Genomic DNA, 16,587 nt, shown 5'->3' with positions numbered 1-16,587 from the left:
GCCTCAAGAAGGAGTAACATCGGGGCTTGCAGCGACGGACCTCAGGACACTCTTACACCACGTCTGCGCGCGCCACCCTGCCCGCCGGCAACTCCACGGGTGCTGCACCGAAGTTCGTCACACACGCCCAGCCGTTGTCGCGGCGATAGGCGATGACGCCGCCCTCGGCGCCCTCGGCGCCATCCGCAAGACCGGTGCGCCCGTCAAGATCGAGCCACGCAAGATCGTTGGCGCACCCGCGCAGCTTGCGCCGCAGCCAGAGGGCGTCACGATAGAGCGCAAGCATCGATGTCGGGTCCGCTTCTTCCCTATCGACAGCGTAATCGGAAAACCATGCAGGTTGCGGCAGATGGGGCGCCGCATCGGCGTCCGCCGGCGAAAACCCAAACGATCCGCCCTGCGCGGGATCGTCCGCCGCCACCCACGGCAGGGGCACACGACAGCCGTCGCGCCCCTTCTCACGCTTCGGTCCGTGCGTATTGGTCGCAGTGGGATCTTCGAGTGCATCCCACGGAATATCAGCCACCTCAAAAAGGCCGAGCTCCTCACCCTGATACACGTATGCCGAGCCCGGAAGCGCCAGCTCAAGCAAAAGGGCCGCCCGCGCGCGGCGCTCGCCGAGTTCACGGTCCTCATCATAAGACGACCCGTCGCGCAAGAGCCAGTCGAGCGCAATCTGGTGGTAGCGCGTCGCCTTGATTTGCGGCAGGGCATAGCGTGTCGCCACGCGCGGCACGTCGTGGTTGGAGAGTACCCAGGTCGAGGCGGAATCGGATTCGACGGCTGCCTTCAAGCCCTTCTCGATTGCAGTGTGCATGTCATCATAGGTCCAAGTGGCCTTGGCAAACTCAAAGTTGAATGTCTGGCCAAGCTCGCTGGGACGCGCGTAGAGATACTGGCGCTCGGGCAGCACCCACGCCTCGGCAACGGCGCTGCGTGGCGGATTATAGCGGTCGAACACGCGGCGCCACTCTCGATAGATCTCGTGGACCTCGTTGCGGTCCCACAGCGGATGGGTGCCGTCGTCAACCATGTCATCGCCCTCGGCGAGATGCCACCGGTCGAGGTCATCGCGGTCGAGATCCTTGGCGAGACCCTGCGCCACATCAATGCGAAAGCCGTCGACGCCTCGATCGCTCCAAAACGCCAGGACGTCGCAAAAGAGCGCGTGAACCTCAGGGCATGACCAGTCAAAGTCCGGCTGCTCGGGCGTAAACATGTGCAGATACCACTGACCGTCCGCAACACGCGTCCATGCGGGGCCGCCAAAGTTGGCATTCCAATTGGTGGGAGGCAGCTCGCCATGCTCGCCGCGACCATCGCGGAAGATATAACGGGCGCGCTCGGGCGATCCGGGGCCGGCGGCAAGAGCGGCTTTGAACCAGGGGTGCTGGCTGGATGAATGGTTGGGCACGATGTCGACGATGACCTTGATGCCGCGCGCGTGAGCCGCAGCGATCATATCATCGAAGTCGTCAAGCGAGCCGAGACGTGGATCGACATCGCAGTAGTCCGCCACATCATAGCCACCATCGACAAGAGGCGATGGGTAAAACGGGCTCAGCCAGATGGCCTCGATACCCAGCCGCTCAAGATAGTCCATCTGCTGGGTAATGCCCGCGATATCGCCCAGACCCGAACCAGTCGAATCCTTAAACGAGCGCGGGTAGATCTGATAGATCGCGGCATCGGACATCCATGAGCGCGAAGAAGACTTTTCTGTAGCCACGGGGCGTATCTCCCTTGCAACGAGGTTATGCGAGATGCCCACGATGATACGCCCAAAGCGCACATTCGCAGCAAACAACGCCACAGCCACGCCCCAAAACGCTCGCTCCCTCTCGGGTTCGAGCCTCCTGGGACGAATCGACCGATTAGTGAAAAGAACGGAAGACCCACTTTCCCGGCCACGACAGCGAGCGGGCTCCGGGTGCCCCAGGTTGCCGCGAAAGAGGAGGGAAGCGTACTTTATGTACGCGACCGACGATTGAGGGGCAAGATGGGGTGCCCGGGGCCCGCGCAGCGTCAACAAAAAACGCGGTTCGTTAGAACCGCGTAAGATAGTTGGAGCGGACAACGGGGCTCGAACCCGCGACCCCAACCTTGGCAAGGTTGTGCTCTACCAACTGAGCCATGTCCGCATATGTAAAACAAAACGGGCGCCGGAGCGCCCGGATGTTGCCTGGAGGCGAAGCCCGGATTCGAACCGGGGGTAAAGGCTTTGCAGGCCTCTGCCTTACCACTTGGCCACTTCGCCGAAAAAGGACCGCCTAAACGGTCCGGAAATGCAATGGAGCGGACAACGGGGCTCGAACCCGCGACCCCAACCTTGGCAAGGTTGTGCTCTACCAACTGAGCCATGTCCGCTTGCGGGTTATTAATTTACGCGAGTTGTCCAAAAGACGCAAGTACTTTTTTCAAAAAAATTGCCTGCCGCATGTTCTTGGTAGCTAAACGCGCTAAAGCGATTGGCTAGGCACACGATTCCGGCGCTCCGTTAAACAGCTTCACCATCTGCACACGCGTGCCGGCGCCGTCCGTACGACGAGCAACCTCCACGTTATCGACGAGCATACGCATAAGCTTGATACCACGGCCGCGCTCCTCAGATGCGACCGGTTCGCTCGTTTCATCGATAGAGTAGCCGGCACCTCGATCAAGTACCTCGACCACAACGCGATCGCCATAGGCCTGAACCGTCAGGACGCACCCGATACCGCCCGCATGGTCATAGGCATTACCCAGCGCCTCCCCCGACGCCAATGCGACATCGTAGCGCTCGTCACGGCGCAACGGAAGCGATTCGAGGAGTTCGGCGATGCGATGTCGGTAGTATGGAAGGTTCTCGATACCTTGACGGACCTCGACGCTCTTGCTCCAGCGAGGCAGCTCCCCCACCGGAATGGCGGGAATAGACTCCCGTGCCGGACCCGCAACATGCAGGATGTCGACAAGTCGGGCAATCTCCAAAAAGCGAATAACCTCATCGGAGGCGTTAACAAGCGAAAGCAGGCCCTCTCGCCTCATGAGCTCTCTGGCACGTGTAAGCAAAAACGCCAAACCTGTCGAGTCGATAAAGCCCACGGCCTGGCAATTGATGACAACGCGACGCACGCCCCGGTCGATCAAATTATCCAACCGTCGGCGCAGCACCGGCACCGATGCGATGTCGACATCACCCGGTGGCGTCAAAACCGCTATGTCATTCCACTCATTCATACGACCATGGTTCCCAAAAAAGCCCACTCGATGCATTCGTTTCCCCAACCGTGCGGATTCAGCCCGCCCAGCGTCGTCTATGAACGACCCCGTAAAAACTCAAGGGACACCAATGCAATGTCATCGTCCAGCGCCGATTCGGTAAATCGGTCAAGCTCGCCCAAGACCTTGCCGCAAATGCCCGACACGCCCTCCCCCGAAACAGAAAGCAGAAGGTCGCGCAAGCGCTGCTCGCCAAAGAACGCTCCGGTGCGGTCGCGGGCCTCAATCGTTCCATCCGTATACATGAAGAGCATGTCGCCGGGGACAAACGTAAACACGCCTGTCTCGTACACCATGCTCTCAAAGGCACCGATTACGCCCGATTGGCATCCAAGCAGCTCAACCTCTCCCCCACGGGCCTCGCCGCCACCCAGCGGCATCGACTCTGGCCTGATGACCATGGTCGGAGGATGGCCCGCCGAACAATACGTTGCGCGTCCGGCTTTAAGGTCAATCTTGGCGATAAAGGCCGTCACGAACGTCTCGACCCTCGAAAAGCCCATGAGCATGCTGTTAAGGGAGCGTGCCATACGGGCCGGTCCAGCGCCCTCCCAGGCATATGCCGTCAGGGCCGTCTTGACGAGCGCGGACATCGATGCGGCCTCAATGCCTTTGCCAGACACATCACCCAGAATCATGACGGCGCAGTCGTCGGGAAGACGGATGAGCGTATAGAAATCGCCGCCGACCAACGCCGAGTTCGTGGCCGACAGGTACACCGAATCGGTTGCGATACCCGGAACATCCCCCAGGGAATTTCTCATGCCGATCTGAAGGGTCTGAGCGATATGGCGCTCCTCGCGCTTTTGAGATTCGCCTTCGTAGATCAGTTCAAAGTCATGCGCCAAGTGCACCAAGTAGTCATATTCAAGATCATCAATCGGCTCTTGGCTACCATCACGAAGCAGCAGCGCGCGCGTCGTAGGGCTCTTCGCAACAGAAGCAGGAACAATCGCGTCGTTACTGTGCTTGCCATCACCCTCAGAGCGCGGGCGCCCCGCCTCGATGCCGGAGTCAACGTAGAGACCCTGACAAGGCAGACCGTGCGCCCTAAGCCAGCCTCCCATAGGCATCGATTCGTCAACGCGAGTTATACGGACGTGTTTAAGGTCCTCGGCACTCGTACCGCCCAAAACAGATGCCTCAAAGCCATCAGGGCCAGCCCCCAGACGTGCCGCTGGCGCCGTCGTGGAAAAGAAAAGCTTCTCGGGATCGTCCGGCAAAGCAACGCGACTGCCACCTTCAAAATCTATGACGTAGGAATCCAGACTGGCGTCATACTCAACAGGGCAAAAATGGCAGTTAAGCATATTGCAGATCTCGGACGATACCGCCTGGGTAGCCGCGGCGGAATCGTCTAGAAAGGCAAACAACTCATCACGTAAGACATTGAGCGAGCGGCCAAGCTCGGCCGTGCGACGGGAGCGAAGGCTCGATGCCATGCCGACCAGCTGGATAGACAGGTAATCGCAAATGACCTCGAGCACATTAACGTCATAGGCGAGCGGTGCCTGGGGGCGTTTCCAACCAACTTCCAGCACGCCAAGAATCTGCGTACCGTAAAAAACGGGAAGACAGATCTCGCTGCGGTACGGAGGCATATCCTGCATGCGCAACAGGTGCTTAGAACGATTGTCCAGGTCCATAAACATACCGGAGGCGGCCCTATCGCCCTCAAGGTCCTGTTGAATCGACAAGCGACAGGCACGCGACTCACGAAGAACATACGTCGGAATGCCAGCGCCATACGGCAAAAACTCGGGCAGGTAGCTGTCGTACAGCTCCTTGGAAACACCGCGTAGCTTAAAACCGCCGCTCTCAGAAAAATAGATAGCGGCACCCGAAGCATCGAGCGTTCCTACAAGCTGGTTCAAAACGGTATCAAGTAGGCTGGGCAGCTCATCGGAGCCCACGGTACTCATAATGACCGAGAGCGTGCCAGAGAGGCGCTTGTTAGCCACTCTAAGCTCTGAAAGAGCGCGCTTGAGCTGACGGTCGTGAGAATACTGTTCCTCGATACTATGAAGCGCCACAAGGACACGTGGTGCGCGGCGCCCAAAGATGCGTGGAGGCGTTACGGAGCCCGCACGAACCAAGACGGGGATAAAGGAGCCGTCACTCAGCTTGAGCATCAATTCGTTCTCGGAGCCATCAGTTTCAAATGGCAGACGATGTTCCGTCGCACGTTCAAAAGCGGATGAGTACAGGACATCTTTAACATCTCCACCGATGACGTCGGCGCGTTCCTCGCACATCAAACCAAGTAAGCGATTATTCACATGCAGAATTGTTCCGTCGAGCTCGCAGATGATGACAGCATCGCTCGTGATCTCGACTAGTTGGGCAACGTCTGCCCACTCGTTGCGTTCAAGCGTTTCCATCGTGGACCCCACCGTCTATCGGTAACAAAAAAGCCTCCGAAGAGGCTTCTCAAATGCGATGGTGTCGGAGGCGGGACTTGAACCCGCATGACCAAAAAGCGGTCACTAGCACCTCAAGCTAGCGCGTCTGCCAATTCCGCCACTCCGACATGCTATGTTGTTGATTCACGGTTCGTTTTGTTGGACCCGCGCGTTCAACGAGGAAGATAATAACCTATGATTCGAGAACTGTGCAAGCACTTTTTTCAAAAAAGTTTACGAATTTGTAAATGCGCAGGTAGATCCGTGTGTCCGGCCCCGAATCGGTGTTGCCTCCCGGCGCGTCCTCGGGCATGAGCGATATTTTGCTACGCACTTCGTGCTGCAAAATATCGCTCCCCCTGCGGATTGCGCCGGGAGGCAACACCGATTCGGGGCCTGCAAATACGTACTTCAGGCACAGTTCTCAAACATGTTCTGAGGGCTGATACAAATTTAGCGGCTCGGCTTTGCCGAGCCCTTATATAAGGAGGCCGGAGCTAAAGCTCCGGCCTCACTATCTTTCCTATTAGATTAAGTGAGCGATCAAGGAATCGCCCCCCTGCGGCGGTAACTCAGGGCCCGTGCTGGACTTAGTTTTCAGAACATTCCGCAGACCAGGAAACCCCCTTATCCGCAGCTCCGAAGGAGCAGGATAAGGGGGTTTCCATGGTCGAGGACGTTCTGAAAACTAAGTCCAGCACGGGCCCGGACGAAAACAACCGACTACAGGTCGATGTGCGATTCCTTAATCGGGAACGGCTCGGCGAAGTGGCAAGCACAGCAGTGGCCCGGTGCGACTTCCTTAAACTCGGGAAGCTTCTCAGAGCAGATACCCTGAGCGATTGGGCAGCGAGTGTGGAAACGGCAACCGGTCGGCGGATCCAGCGGTGACGGCGGATCGCCGGCGAGGATGATGCGCTTGCGGGTCTTCTGGATATCAGGATCGGGCACCGGCACGGCAGACAACAGCGACTGCGTGTACGGATGGTGAGGCTCGCTGTAGAGCGTCTTCCAGTCCGAAACCTCGACCATCTTGCCCAGATACATAACGGCAACGCGATCAGAAATGTGCTGCACGACAGAAAGGTCGTGAGCAATGAAGAGATAAGCAGTACCGAACTTATCCTGAAGCTCCTTCAGCAGGTTCAAAACCTGGGCCTGAATGGAAACGTCAAGTGCAGAGACAGGCTCGTCGCAGATGATCAGCTTGGGCTTCAGAGCGAACGCGCGGGCAATGCCGACACGCTGACGCTGACCGCCGGAGAACTCGTGCGGATAGCGGTTGATGTGCTCGGGGTTCAGACCGACGACGTCCAGCAGCTCGCGGACGCGCTCGATACGCTCCTCCTTGGTACCCACACCATGAATGGTCATGGGCTCGGAGACGATCTCGCCGATGGTCATACGGGGATTGAGCGAAGCATAGGGATCCTGGAAGATGAACTGCATCTCGCGACGCATGTCCTTGATCTCATGCTTGCTCATCTCGGCAACATCTTTACCCTGGAAGAACACCTTACCGGCGGTCGGCTTGGTCAGGCGCATGATGGTGCGACCCGTCGTGGACTTACCGCAACCAGACTCACCAACCAGACCAAAGGTCTCGCCCGGATAAATCTCGAATGAAATGTCATTTACTGCAGAGACAACACGCTTGGAGAAGCGCTTGGCGAACATGCCGGACTCAGCGGGGAACTCCTTAGAGAGGTGCTCGACCTTCAGCAGCGGAGTACGCTCGTTGGTATCTGCCATTACGCCTCGCCTCCCTTCTTGGAATCCTTGCGCGTACGGGACGTCTCAGGAGCGTTCTTGAGGAACTCGGGGTCACCGGAGTAGTGGCACGCAGAGTAATGACCAGACTCGGTGACAACGCGCTCGGGGCGCTGCTTGCGGCACTTGTCCGTCGCATAGGGACAACGAGGCGAGAACACGCAGCCCTCAGGCAGGTTCATGAGCGAAGGCGGGTTGCCGTGAATCGGCGTAAGCGGCTTCTTCTCTTCGATGGCCTGCTCCGGGATGGAGCGGATAAGGCCCCAGGTGTAGGGGTGGCGACTCTCGTAGAAGATTTCCTCAGCAGTACCGAACTCGACGGGACGGCCGGCGTACATAACCATGATCTTATCGGCCATATCGGCAACGACGCCCAGGTCATGGGTAATCATAATGATGGCGTTGCCGTTCTTCTCCTGCATTTCCTGCATGAGCTCGATAATCTGAGCCTGAATGGTAACGTCCAGAGCCGTCGTGGGCTCGTCGGCAATCAGGATATCGGGATCGCAGGCAAGAGCCATAGCGATCATGACACGCTGACGCATACCGCCGGAGAACTGGTGCGGATACTCATTGACGCGCTTCTCGGGCTCGGGGATACCCACGAGGTCCAAAAGCTCGGTAGCGCGCTTGAGCGCCTCCTGCTTGGAGTAGCCACGGTGCAGACGAAGGCCCTCGCCCACCTGCTTGCCGATCTTATAGACCGGGTTCAAGGAGGTCATAGGATCCTGGAAGATCATCGCGATGTCGTTTCCGCGAATGTGCTGCATCTCTTCCTCGGTCATCTCGAGGATAGAACGACCGCGATAGCGAACGTCGCCGCCCTCGATCTTTCCCGGAGGCATCGAGATGAGGCCCATGATGGTCATGGCGGTCACGGACTTACCGGAACCGGACTCACCGACGACACCCAGGGTCTCGCCGCGATCGAGCGTGTAGGAGACACCGTCGACAGCGCGAACAACGCCATCCTCGGTGTGGAAATACATCTTAAGGTCATCGACCTCGAGCAGATGCTGGCCCTCGGGAACCGGCTGGTCCTTCAGGTCCACATAGTTCTTGTTCTTCTTCATCCTTATGCGTCCTTCATCTTGACGTCGAGGGCGTCGCGCAGACCGTCACCCAGCAGGGTGAAGGCGAGCACCGTCGAAAGAATTGCCAGACCGGGCATGATCATCATCCAGGGAGCAGTCAGAAGATACTGCTGACCGTCCTGAATCATGGAGCCCCACGAAGGCGTAGGCGGAATAACGCCCATGCCGAGGAAGGACAGAGCGGACTCGGTCAGAATGGCGCCACCAATGTTCATGGTCGCGTAGACCACGATGGAGGCGACGGAGTTCGGGAAGATGTGACGCACTACGATACGAGCATCAGATGCACCCATCGCGCGCGCAGCGTCAACATAGTCGTTTTCTTTGACCGTCAAGATTGCAGAGCGGAAGACGCGCGCAATCGAAGGCCAGCCGAGAATACCGATGGCGATAAAGACGTTCTGAAGACCACGGCCGATAACGGCGATCATGGCGACAACGAACAGCACGTACGGGAACGCCAGGAAGATGTCCGCACAGCGCATGATGATCGTATCCCAGATCCCGCCGTAGAAACCGGCCAGAGCACCCATGACCAGACCGATCACCGTGGAGATCGCGGTGGCCATAATGCCGACGGACAGCGAAACGCGTGCACCGTAGATAACGCGGACGAGAATGTCGCGACCAAGGGCGTCGGTGCCAAACGGGTGCTCTGCACACGGAGCCAACAGCGACGTCTCGGCCATGGTGGTCGAGTCGGAAGCCGTCGGCGAACCGAGCCAGGGCTTAGCCCACAGATCTGCGGTCAGGGCAACCAAAACGACGATGATGATCCAGCAGACACCGATAACGGCGAGCTTGTTCTTGCGAAGACGCTTAAAAGCGTCACCCCACAGCGTGCGGGACTTGGCGGGAGCAGATGCGGCCTTGGTGGCGGTAGCCTGCTCCTGAGACTGAGAATCAGTTTCCTGCATGAGACGTACCTCCCTTAGGCCTTATCCGACGGACCGCCAAGGCGGATGCGCGGGTCGAGGAATGCATAGCTAATGTCGACGAGCAGGTTAATCACCATGACGACGACGACGATGAGCGTAACGCCGCCCATAACGATGGGCCAGTCACGCATGCTAATGGCGCGATAGACCTCATAGCCGATACCGGGCCAGTTAAAGACCGTCTCGGTCAGGATGGCGCCCGAAAGCATGCCGCCAAAGTCGACACCAATATAGGTAACGACGGGGATGAGTGCATTCTTAAGCGCATGCTTGACGATGATCGCGCGATTGGAGAGACCCTTGGCCTTTGCCGTACGGATGTAATCCTGGTTCATGACGTCAAGCAGCTGCGAGCGCATAATGCGGGCGGCATAAGCGGTCGAAACCGAAGCCAGCGTAATGGTCGGAAGCACATAGTGCATCCAATCCTGATACTGAGAGCTGGAACCGCCGGCACCCGAGATCGGCATGGAGATTGCACCGCCCGTAGCGTCCTTGAGGATGACGCCAAAGAACAGCTGCAGCAACATACCGAGCCAGAAGGCCGGGACCGCAACGAGGATCGACGTGGTGAGCGTTACCAAAATATCCCAGAAGGAATAACGCTTTACCGCCGAAATGATACCCGCACCGATACCCATGATTGCCTCGAGCACGATGGCGCACGCGGCAAGTTTGACCGTATACGGATACTTCTGGGCAAAAATTTCCGTAACCGGCAGCTTGCGCTGATACGAATTGCCCAGATCGCCATGAAGCAGGCCGTTCATGTAATACAAGTAACGGTCCACGAGCGACGTTTGAACGGGGTCGCCGTTCTCGTCAAGGATCGCGTTGCCGTCCTCGTCCGACTGGACCAGGTGATAGCGGACGCGAAGCTGAAGCTCCACCTCGGGGGACAGAGCCTTGTCTCCACCGATCAGCTTGATCGGGTCTCCCGGCACGATATTCTGAAGGGCGAACAGAATCAGCGTAACGCCCAAAAATACCGGGATGAACTGAAGCACACGTTTAACGATGTACTTACCCATACCACTCCCCTATCTAGGGATTAACCTAAATGGGATGCCGATCGCCAGACCGGCATCCCAAAATTACCATCAGCCAGTTTACCCCAGGTTAGGGAGAACTGTATGTTTCCCATGAGGTCTACGTAAATACTTGACCCTCACGGAAGCTGCAAACTCTTAGGCGAGCTCAGCGGTACCCAGCTCAGCGTGCTTCTGCGGATCGACATAGAGGTGCTTGATGCGATCGGAGCCGACGATGGTGTGCGTGTAGAACATCACCGGGATGACCGGGCAGTCGGCAGCGACCATAGCGTCGGCCTCCTGCATCTTAGCAACGCGCTCTTCGTCGTCAACCGTGGTGCGAGCCTCGTTGACCTTGGCGTCGAACTCGGGGTTGTTGTAACCGGAGCGGTTGTCGCCACCGAGGGAGTCGGAGTGGAACAGCGGATACAGGAAGTTGTCCATAATCGGGTAGTCGGCAATCCAACCCAGACGACCGAACTGATAGTTAAAGTTCTGGTACTGCTCGAGCAAGGCAGACCACTCAGGGGTATCGGAGACAGCAGTAACGCCAACCTTGGCGAGGTCACCGATGATGGACTCCATGATCTCCTTGTGGCCACCATCCTGGTTGTAGGAAAGGGTCACGTTAATGCCACGATCGCCGTTAGCGCCAGCGGGAGCAACCTTGTCCAGGTACTCGTTAGCCTTGTCGACGTCGTAGGCGCAGAACTCCCATGCGCCCTCCTTGTAGCCATCGATGCCCGGAGGAACAATGCCGTCGGCGGGGGTACGGGTACCCTTGAAGATAGTCTTGCAGATGGCCTCACGGTTGATGGCCAGGGAGATACCCCTGCGCAGGTCGGCGTTGTTGAACGGCTCGGCCGTGTTGTTGCAGGTCAGGTAGTAGGTGGAAGGCTCGGAGCCGAGCAGCATGCGCTCGCCGTCACCCATGGTGTAGCCGTCCTTGGACACGCCGCGATCCTTCTTGGCGGCGTCGATCTGAGCAACGGGAACGTCGCAGACATCGAGATTACCGGCCTGGAACTCCTTGTAAGCGGTCTCCATGTCCTTGATGACCTGGAAGTGGATGCCATCGATCTTGGCCTTGTCGCCATAGTAATCGTCGAACTTCTTGAGGTTGATCTCCTGACCATCCTCCCACTTGCCGTCCATCATGAACGGGCCGTTACCGACCGGTGCAAGGTAGAAGCTCTTGGCATCGGACTCGGCGCACTCGGGAACCGGGGCCAGAGCCGGGTGAGAGGCGACGAAGGGGAAGTCGGCGTAAGCGGAAGACAGCTTGACGACGAGGGTCTCATCGTCGGGGCAGGTAACACCGCTGAGTTCAGTAGCGTTACCGGCAAGCAGATCGTCATAGCCCTCGACCATGGAAAGGTGATAGGAGACCTCGGAAGGGCCGTACTCGGTAGCGATGGCCGACTTGGTGTTGACCAGACGCTCCCAACCGAGCTTGAAGGACTTGGAGGTAACGTCGTCACCGTTGTGGAACTTGGCCTTCTTGATCTTGAAGGTGAACTCGGTGGCGTCGTCGTTGGCCTCGAAGGACTCGCAAGCCAGCGGAACGATCTCGCCCTTCTCGGCGTCATAAGAGGTCAGAGCGTCAAAGAGCTGGTACTCGACCTGAGTGCCCTGGTCCTCCTGGACATTGTAGGGGTCGATGCAGACCGGGTTGTTGATGTAGAAGTTCAGCGTCGAACCGGACTCAGAACCGGAAGTGTCGCCGCCCTTCTTGCCGCATGCGGCAAGAAAAGCCATGGAGCTCGCAGCGAGGGTGCCGCCAACAAAGGCGCGACGACCCATAACGGGCTGGTGGAACATAGAATCAGCCATGCCATCCTCCTTATGAGATAGGACAAAGTAAGTTCGGTCGGGCAACGTCAAGACAGCCCAATCGAACCATTCAAACGCGGTCCGCCGTTTTGGCTGGTTATACAAAGCGGACCAACGTATTGCAATACAGTAGCGCATTTTATGCACGATTTGGGGCTAATTCCGGTTAACGGTCGAGATTTTCTTTAGTTGGGCGAAGTATATGAGGATATTTTGACTCTGTTACAAATATGTAAACAAAAAGGGCCCCGCACATGCGAGACCCTTTACAAACGTATAAGCGCCGATGCTTAGTAGCCGACGATACCCTGCGGGAAGAAGAACATGCACAGCACGACGCACACGGCAAACACGACAGCCATGATGACGGTCAGGCGGTCAAGGTTCTGCTCCATAACGCCCGTGGCAGAGCTGGAGTTATACAGCGAGCTGGCAATCATATCCGAAACGCCGGTACCCTTACCGGAATGCATCAGGACGAGAATCGTCAGCGCCACGGCAGAAACAGCCCAAACGACAAACAGAAGAATCTGGAACGGACCCATAGATAAGCTCCTTAATAGAACAGTTCAAACTCCAGTACTGTACCACAATCCCCCGCTCTCCCCTACCTGCCACTCAAGGACGGGGTGGAAATGGCAGAAATACCAAAAAGGGGGTTGTCCGGTTGTGGACAACCCCCCTTGCTAGAAAACGGTATTTGTTTTCTATTAGGCCTCGGTAGCGAGCACGCGGCCCGTCATCTCGGCGGAAGGCTCAATACCAGCCATGGTGAGCATGGTCGGAGCGATATCGGAAAGACGGCCGTCCTCGATACCGGTGAGCTTGGCCTTCTCATCAACGATGATGAACGGCACGCGGTTGGTGGTGTGAGCCGTAAACGGATGCTTGGAACCGTCGGAAGCAACGTCAAACATGTGATCGGCGTTGCCGTGGTCGGCGGTAATCAGTGCAAAGCCGCCCTTGGCGAGAATCGCCGGGACAACCTTGGACAGGGCATCGTCAACAGCCTCAACGGCCTTAACGGCAGCGTCGAAGACACCGGTGTGACCAACCATGTCGCAGTTCGCGAAGTTCACGATGTAGAAATCAGCGCGATCCTCGTTGATGGCGGCGACGAGCTTCTCGGTAACCTCGGGAGCGCTCATCTCGGGCTGCAGATCGTAGGTAGCAACCTTGGGGGAAGCGACGAGCACGCGCTCCTCGCCCTCCTTGGGCTCCTCGATGCCACCGTTGAGGAAGAACGTCACGTGGGCGTACTTCTCGGTCTCGGCAGTGTGCAGCTGCTTCAGGCCATTGGCGGCGATAACGTCGGCCAGGACGTTCTCGGGGAACGTCTTGGGGAAGGCGACCTCGACGTCAAACGTCGGATCATACTCGGTCATCGTCACAAAGTGCGAAAGCTTGATCTGCTCGCGCTCAAAGCCGTCGAACTCCTTGTCCGTGAACACGCGGGTCATCTGACGAGCACGGTCGGGACGGAAGTTGAAGAAGATGGCCGCGTCGCCCTCGTGAATGCCCTCGTTGTGGGCAGCGAAGGGCTCGACGAACTCGTCGCCGCGCGGGTCCTTCTCGTAGTAGGCCTTGATACCGGCAACGGGGTCGGTATCAGCATCGGACGCGTTGACCATGACGTCGTAGGCGCGCTGGATGCGCTCCCAACGATTATCGCGGTCCATGGCCCAATAACGGCCCGAGACGGTGGCAACGCGAGCGTCGCAACCGGTCTCCTCGGAGATCTTAGCCAGGAAGGCGCAGAACTCACTCATGTAACCGGCACCGGACTGCGGGTCAACGTCGCGACCATCCATGAAGGCGTGGACGCGAACGGTCTTGACACCGTGCTCGGCAGCCATCTTGACCAGAGCCTCGACGTGGTTCATGTGAGAATGAACACCGCCAGGGCTCATAAGGCCCATGAGGTGGAGAGTCTTACCCTCGGCCTTGACATCGTCCATAGCCTTGACGAAAACCTCGTTCTTGGCAATGGAGCCGTCCTTGATGGCATTGTTGATACGCGAAAGCTCCTGGAACACGATGCGGCCGGCACCGATGTTGAGGTGACCCACCTCGGAGTTGCCCATCTGGCCGTCGGGAAGGCCCACGTCCTCGCCCGAAGCGCCGAGCGTGGTGTGAGGATACTTCTCGTACAGGCTATCAAGGAAGGGCGTCTTGGCAGCGGCGACGGCGTTCTCGCCATCGGCCGGAGCCAGGCCGCAGCCATCCATAATGATCAGGAGTGCAGGAAGATGACGCTGTGCCATATGTCCTACTCGCCTGCCTTGACGACCATAGAGGCGAAGTCGGCAGCCTTGAGCGAAGCGCCGCCCACGAGGGCGCCGTCAACGTCGGGCTTGGCGACGAGCTCGGCGATGTTGCCGGGCTTGGCGGAACCGCCGTAGAGAACGCGGATGCCGTCGGCGAGCTCCTCGCCAAACATCTCCTTGAGGGTCTCACGGATAGCGCCGCAGACCTCCTGAGCGTCCTCGGCGGTAGCGGTCTTGCCGGTGCCGATGGCCCAGATGGGCTCGTAGGCGACGACGACCTGCTTGGGGCAGGTGATCTCAAGACCAGCAAGGCCGGCCTTGACCTGGTTCACGACGTGCTCGACATAGGTGCCAGCCTCGCGGACCTCGAGGGACTCGCCGCAGCAGAAGACGGGAACAAGACCGGCGGCAACGAGGGCCTTGGCCTTCTTGTTCTGGTCCTCGTCAGTCTCGTGGAAGTAGTCACGACGCTCGGAGTGGCCGATGATGCAGTAGGTGCAGCCGGCAGACTTGAGCATGTCGCAAGAGGACTCACCGGTGAAGGCACCCTTGGCCTCCCAGTACACGTTCTGTGCACCGAGGGCGATGGGGGCAGCCTGAATGTGGTCATGAACCGTGGTGATGTCGATGGTCGGAGGGCAGACGAGCACCTCGACGCCAGCCGGAACCTCGGGCAGAGCCTGAGCCAGCTCGTCGGCGAGCTTAGCGGCCTCGGCGACGTCGTTGTTCATCTTCCAGTTACCAGCGATAAGAAGGGTGCGATTAGGCATCGAGAAGCGCCTCCACTCCGGGCAGGGCCTTACCCTCGACGAGCTCCATGGAAGCGCCACCGCCGGTGGAGATCCAGCTCATCTTGTCGGCCAGGTTGAACTTGTTGACAGCTGCGACAGAGTCGCCACCGCCGATGATCGAGGTGCAGTCGGCCTCGGCGACAGCCTCGGCGATAGCCTGGGTGCCGTGAGCGAAGTTGTCAAACTCGAAGACGCCCATGGGGCCGTTCCAGAACACGGTCTTGGCGCCCTTGACGGCCTCGGCATAGAGCTCCTCGGTCTTGGGGCCGATGTCCATGCCCTCACGATCGTCGGGGATAGCGTCGGAAGCGACAACCTCGGGGACAGCGTCCTCGCCAAAGTGATCGGCAACGCGGTTGTCGATGGGGAGCAGGATCTTGACGCCCTTCTCCTCGGCCTTCTTGAGCATCTCGCCGGCGCGCTCGACCCAGTCCTCTTCCTTGAGGGACTGACCAACGGACAGGCCCTGAGCCAGGAAGAAGGTGTAGGCCATACCGCCACCGATGATCAGGGTGTCAGCGGAGTCGATGAGGTGATCGAGAACGCCGATCTTGGAGGAAACCTTGGAACCGCCGACGATAGCGACGAAGGGACGCTCGGGCTCGGCGAAGATACCGGTCAGCGTGTCGACCTCCTTCTCAAGCAGGAAGCCAGCGACGGCAGGCAGGTAAGCGGCGGGGCCCACGACGGAACCCTGGGCGCGGTGAGCGGTGCCGAAGGCATCGAGAACGAAGACGTCACCATAGGAAGCGAGCTTCTTGGCGATCTCGGGATCGTTCTTCTTCTCACGCTTGTCAAAACGGACGTTCTCGAGAACGAGAACCTTGCCCGGCTCGACGGCGGCGACAGCCTCGGCAGCCTTCTCGCCGTAAGTGTCGGCGACAAAGGCAACGTCGAGACCAGAGAGCTCAGCGAGCTTCTTAGCAACAGGCTCGAGGGAGAGCTCAGGCTGGAAGCCAGTACCCTCGGGGCGGCCGAGGTGGCTCATGAGGATGACGCGAGCGTTGTGCTCAACGAGGTAGTTGATGGTGGGCAGGGCAGCCTTGATGCGGGTGGTGTCGCCAACGACGCCATCCTTGATAGGCACGTTGAAGTCAACGCGGACGAGAACGCGCTTGCCGTCGACATCGATGTCGCGGACGGTCTTCTTGGTAAAGGCCATGTTTGCTTCTACCTTTCGTACGTGTCTGCCTCCCATTA

The 16,587-nt window shown here is 58.6% G+C and carries 12 protein-coding genes and 4 tRNA genes; all 16 read right to left on the bottom strand.

All coding sequences use genetic code 11. From position 1 onward, the window contains the following. Positions 1–52: 52 nt before the first annotated feature. Positions 53–1,729: a glycoside hydrolase family 13 protein gene (locus tag GPK42_RS03140; protein WP_338404316.1), complete on the bottom strand. Its 1,677-nt coding sequence runs from the start codon at positions 1,727–1,729 to the stop codon at positions 53–55. 336 nt (positions 1,730–2,065) lie between these two features. Continuing rightward, positions 2,066–2,141, bottom strand: a tRNA-Gly gene (locus GPK42_RS03135). Positions 2,142–2,183: 42 nt separating this feature from the next. Then, positions 2,184–2,257, bottom strand: a tRNA-Cys gene (locus tag GPK42_RS03130). Positions 2,258–2,291: 34 nt separating this feature from the next. After that, positions 2,292–2,367: transfer RNA gene (locus GPK42_RS03125), tRNA-Gly, on the bottom strand. A gap of 105 nt (positions 2,368–2,472) precedes the next feature. Continuing rightward, complete coding sequence (locus GPK42_RS03120) at positions 2,473–3,219, bottom strand: anti-sigma factor antagonist (RefSeq protein ID WP_195544126.1); 747 nt, start codon at positions 3,217–3,219, stop codon at positions 2,473–2,475. Positions 3,220–3,296: 77 nt separating this feature from the next. Continuing rightward, entirely contained in the window at positions 3,297–5,642 is a 2,346-nt protein-coding gene (locus GPK42_RS03115) for a GAF domain-containing SpoIIE family protein phosphatase (protein WP_215693448.1), read from the bottom strand. Between the two features lie 59 nt (positions 5,643–5,701). Continuing rightward, positions 5,702–5,791: transfer RNA gene (locus GPK42_RS03110), tRNA-Leu, on the bottom strand. A 595-nt stretch (positions 5,792–6,386) separates the two neighbouring features. After that, positions 6,387–7,415, bottom strand: a complete 1,029-nt coding sequence (locus GPK42_RS03105; RefSeq protein WP_022094888.1) for an ABC transporter ATP-binding protein — start codon at positions 7,413–7,415, stop codon at positions 6,387–6,389. Further along, positions 7,415–8,506: an ABC transporter ATP-binding protein gene (locus GPK42_RS03100; RefSeq protein WP_022094887.1), complete on the bottom strand. Its 1,092-nt coding sequence runs from the start codon at positions 8,504–8,506 to the stop codon at positions 7,415–7,417. Before GPK42_RS03100 ends, GPK42_RS03105 begins: the two co-directional genes overlap by 1 nt. 2 nt (positions 8,507–8,508) lie before the next feature. After that, positions 8,509–9,444 carry an ABC transporter permease gene (locus GPK42_RS03095; protein WP_055310513.1) on the bottom strand — a complete coding sequence of 312 codons (936 nt, stop codon included), beginning with the start codon at positions 9,442–9,444 and terminating at the stop codon, positions 8,509–8,511. A 14-nt stretch (positions 9,445–9,458) separates the two neighbouring features. After that, positions 9,459–10,496, bottom strand: a complete 1,038-nt coding sequence (locus GPK42_RS03090; protein ID WP_022094885.1) for an ABC transporter permease — start codon at positions 10,494–10,496, stop codon at positions 9,459–9,461. Between the two features lie 156 nt (positions 10,497–10,652). Further along, positions 10,653–12,329: a peptide ABC transporter substrate-binding protein gene (locus GPK42_RS03085; RefSeq protein ID WP_055286936.1), complete on the bottom strand. Its 1,677-nt coding sequence runs from the start codon at positions 12,327–12,329 to the stop codon at positions 10,653–10,655. Positions 12,330–12,619: 290 nt separating this feature from the next. Beyond that, positions 12,620–12,874: a preprotein translocase subunit SecG gene (gene secG / locus GPK42_RS03080; protein ID WP_006236144.1), complete on the bottom strand. Its 255-nt coding sequence runs from the start codon at positions 12,872–12,874 to the stop codon at positions 12,620–12,622. Between the two features lie 165 nt (positions 12,875–13,039). Then, on the bottom strand, positions 13,040–14,593 hold the full coding sequence (gene gpmI / locus GPK42_RS03075) for a 2,3-bisphosphoglycerate-independent phosphoglycerate mutase (RefSeq protein WP_117637998.1): 1,554 nt from the start codon (positions 14,591–14,593) through the stop codon (positions 13,040–13,042). 5 nt (positions 14,594–14,598) lie between these two features. After that, the gene (tpiA, locus tag GPK42_RS03070; RefSeq protein WP_215693447.1) at positions 14,599–15,366 is read right to left on the bottom strand and encodes a triose-phosphate isomerase; all 768 of its coding nucleotides are present in this window, start codon (positions 15,364–15,366) and stop codon (positions 14,599–14,601) included. Then, on the bottom strand, positions 15,359–16,549 hold the full coding sequence (locus GPK42_RS03065; RefSeq protein ID WP_006236149.1) for a phosphoglycerate kinase: 1,191 nt from the start codon (positions 16,547–16,549) through the stop codon (positions 15,359–15,361). The genes tpiA and GPK42_RS03065 overlap by 8 nt, the downstream gene beginning before the upstream one ends. Positions 16,550–16,587 lie beyond the last annotated feature (38 nt).

This window comes from Collinsella aerofaciens (assembly GCF_018785265.1).
Taxonomy (GTDB): domain Bacteria; phylum Actinomycetota; class Coriobacteriia; order Coriobacteriales; family Coriobacteriaceae; genus Collinsella; species Collinsella aerofaciens_AI.
The sequence above is the reverse complement of the archived record's forward strand: the minus strand, read 5'-3'. Positions and strand labels throughout refer to the sequence as shown.

Coding starts and splice junctions, on each gene's coding strand:
- GPK42_RS03120 (WP_195544126.1), bottom strand. CDS start 3,219: ATGAATGAGTGGAATGACATAGCGGTTTTGACGCCACCGGGTGATGTC.
- GPK42_RS03115 (WP_215693448.1), bottom strand. CDS start 5,642: ATGGAAACGCTTGAACGCAACGAGTGGGCAGACGTTGCCCAACTAGTC.
- GPK42_RS03105 (WP_022094888.1), bottom strand. CDS start 7,415: ATGGCAGATACCAACGAGCGTACTCCGCTGCTGAAGGTCGAGCACCTC.
- GPK42_RS03100 (WP_022094887.1), bottom strand. CDS start 8,506: ATGAAGAAGAACAAGAACTATGTGGACCTGAAGGACCAGCCGGTTCCC.
- GPK42_RS03095 (WP_055310513.1), bottom strand. CDS start 9,444: ATGCAGGAAACTGATTCTCAGTCTCAGGAGCAGGCTACCGCCACCAAG.
- GPK42_RS03090 (WP_022094885.1), bottom strand. CDS start 10,496: ATGGGTAAGTACATCGTTAAACGTGTGCTTCAGTTCATCCCGGTATTT.
- GPK42_RS03085 (WP_055286936.1), bottom strand. CDS start 12,329: ATGGCTGATTCTATGTTCCACCAGCCCGTTATGGGTCGTCGCGCCTTT.
- secG (WP_006236144.1), bottom strand. CDS start 12,874: ATGGGTCCGTTCCAGATTCTTCTGTTTGTCGTTTGGGCTGTTTCTGCC.
- gpmI (WP_117637998.1), bottom strand. CDS start 14,593: ATGGCACAGCGTCATCTTCCTGCACTCCTGATCATTATGGATGGCTGC.
- tpiA (WP_215693447.1), bottom strand. CDS start 15,366: ATGCCTAATCGCACCCTTCTTATCGCTGGTAACTGGAAGATGAACAAC.
- GPK42_RS03065 (WP_006236149.1), bottom strand. CDS start 16,549: ATGGCCTTTACCAAGAAGACCGTCCGCGACATCGATGTCGACGGCAAG.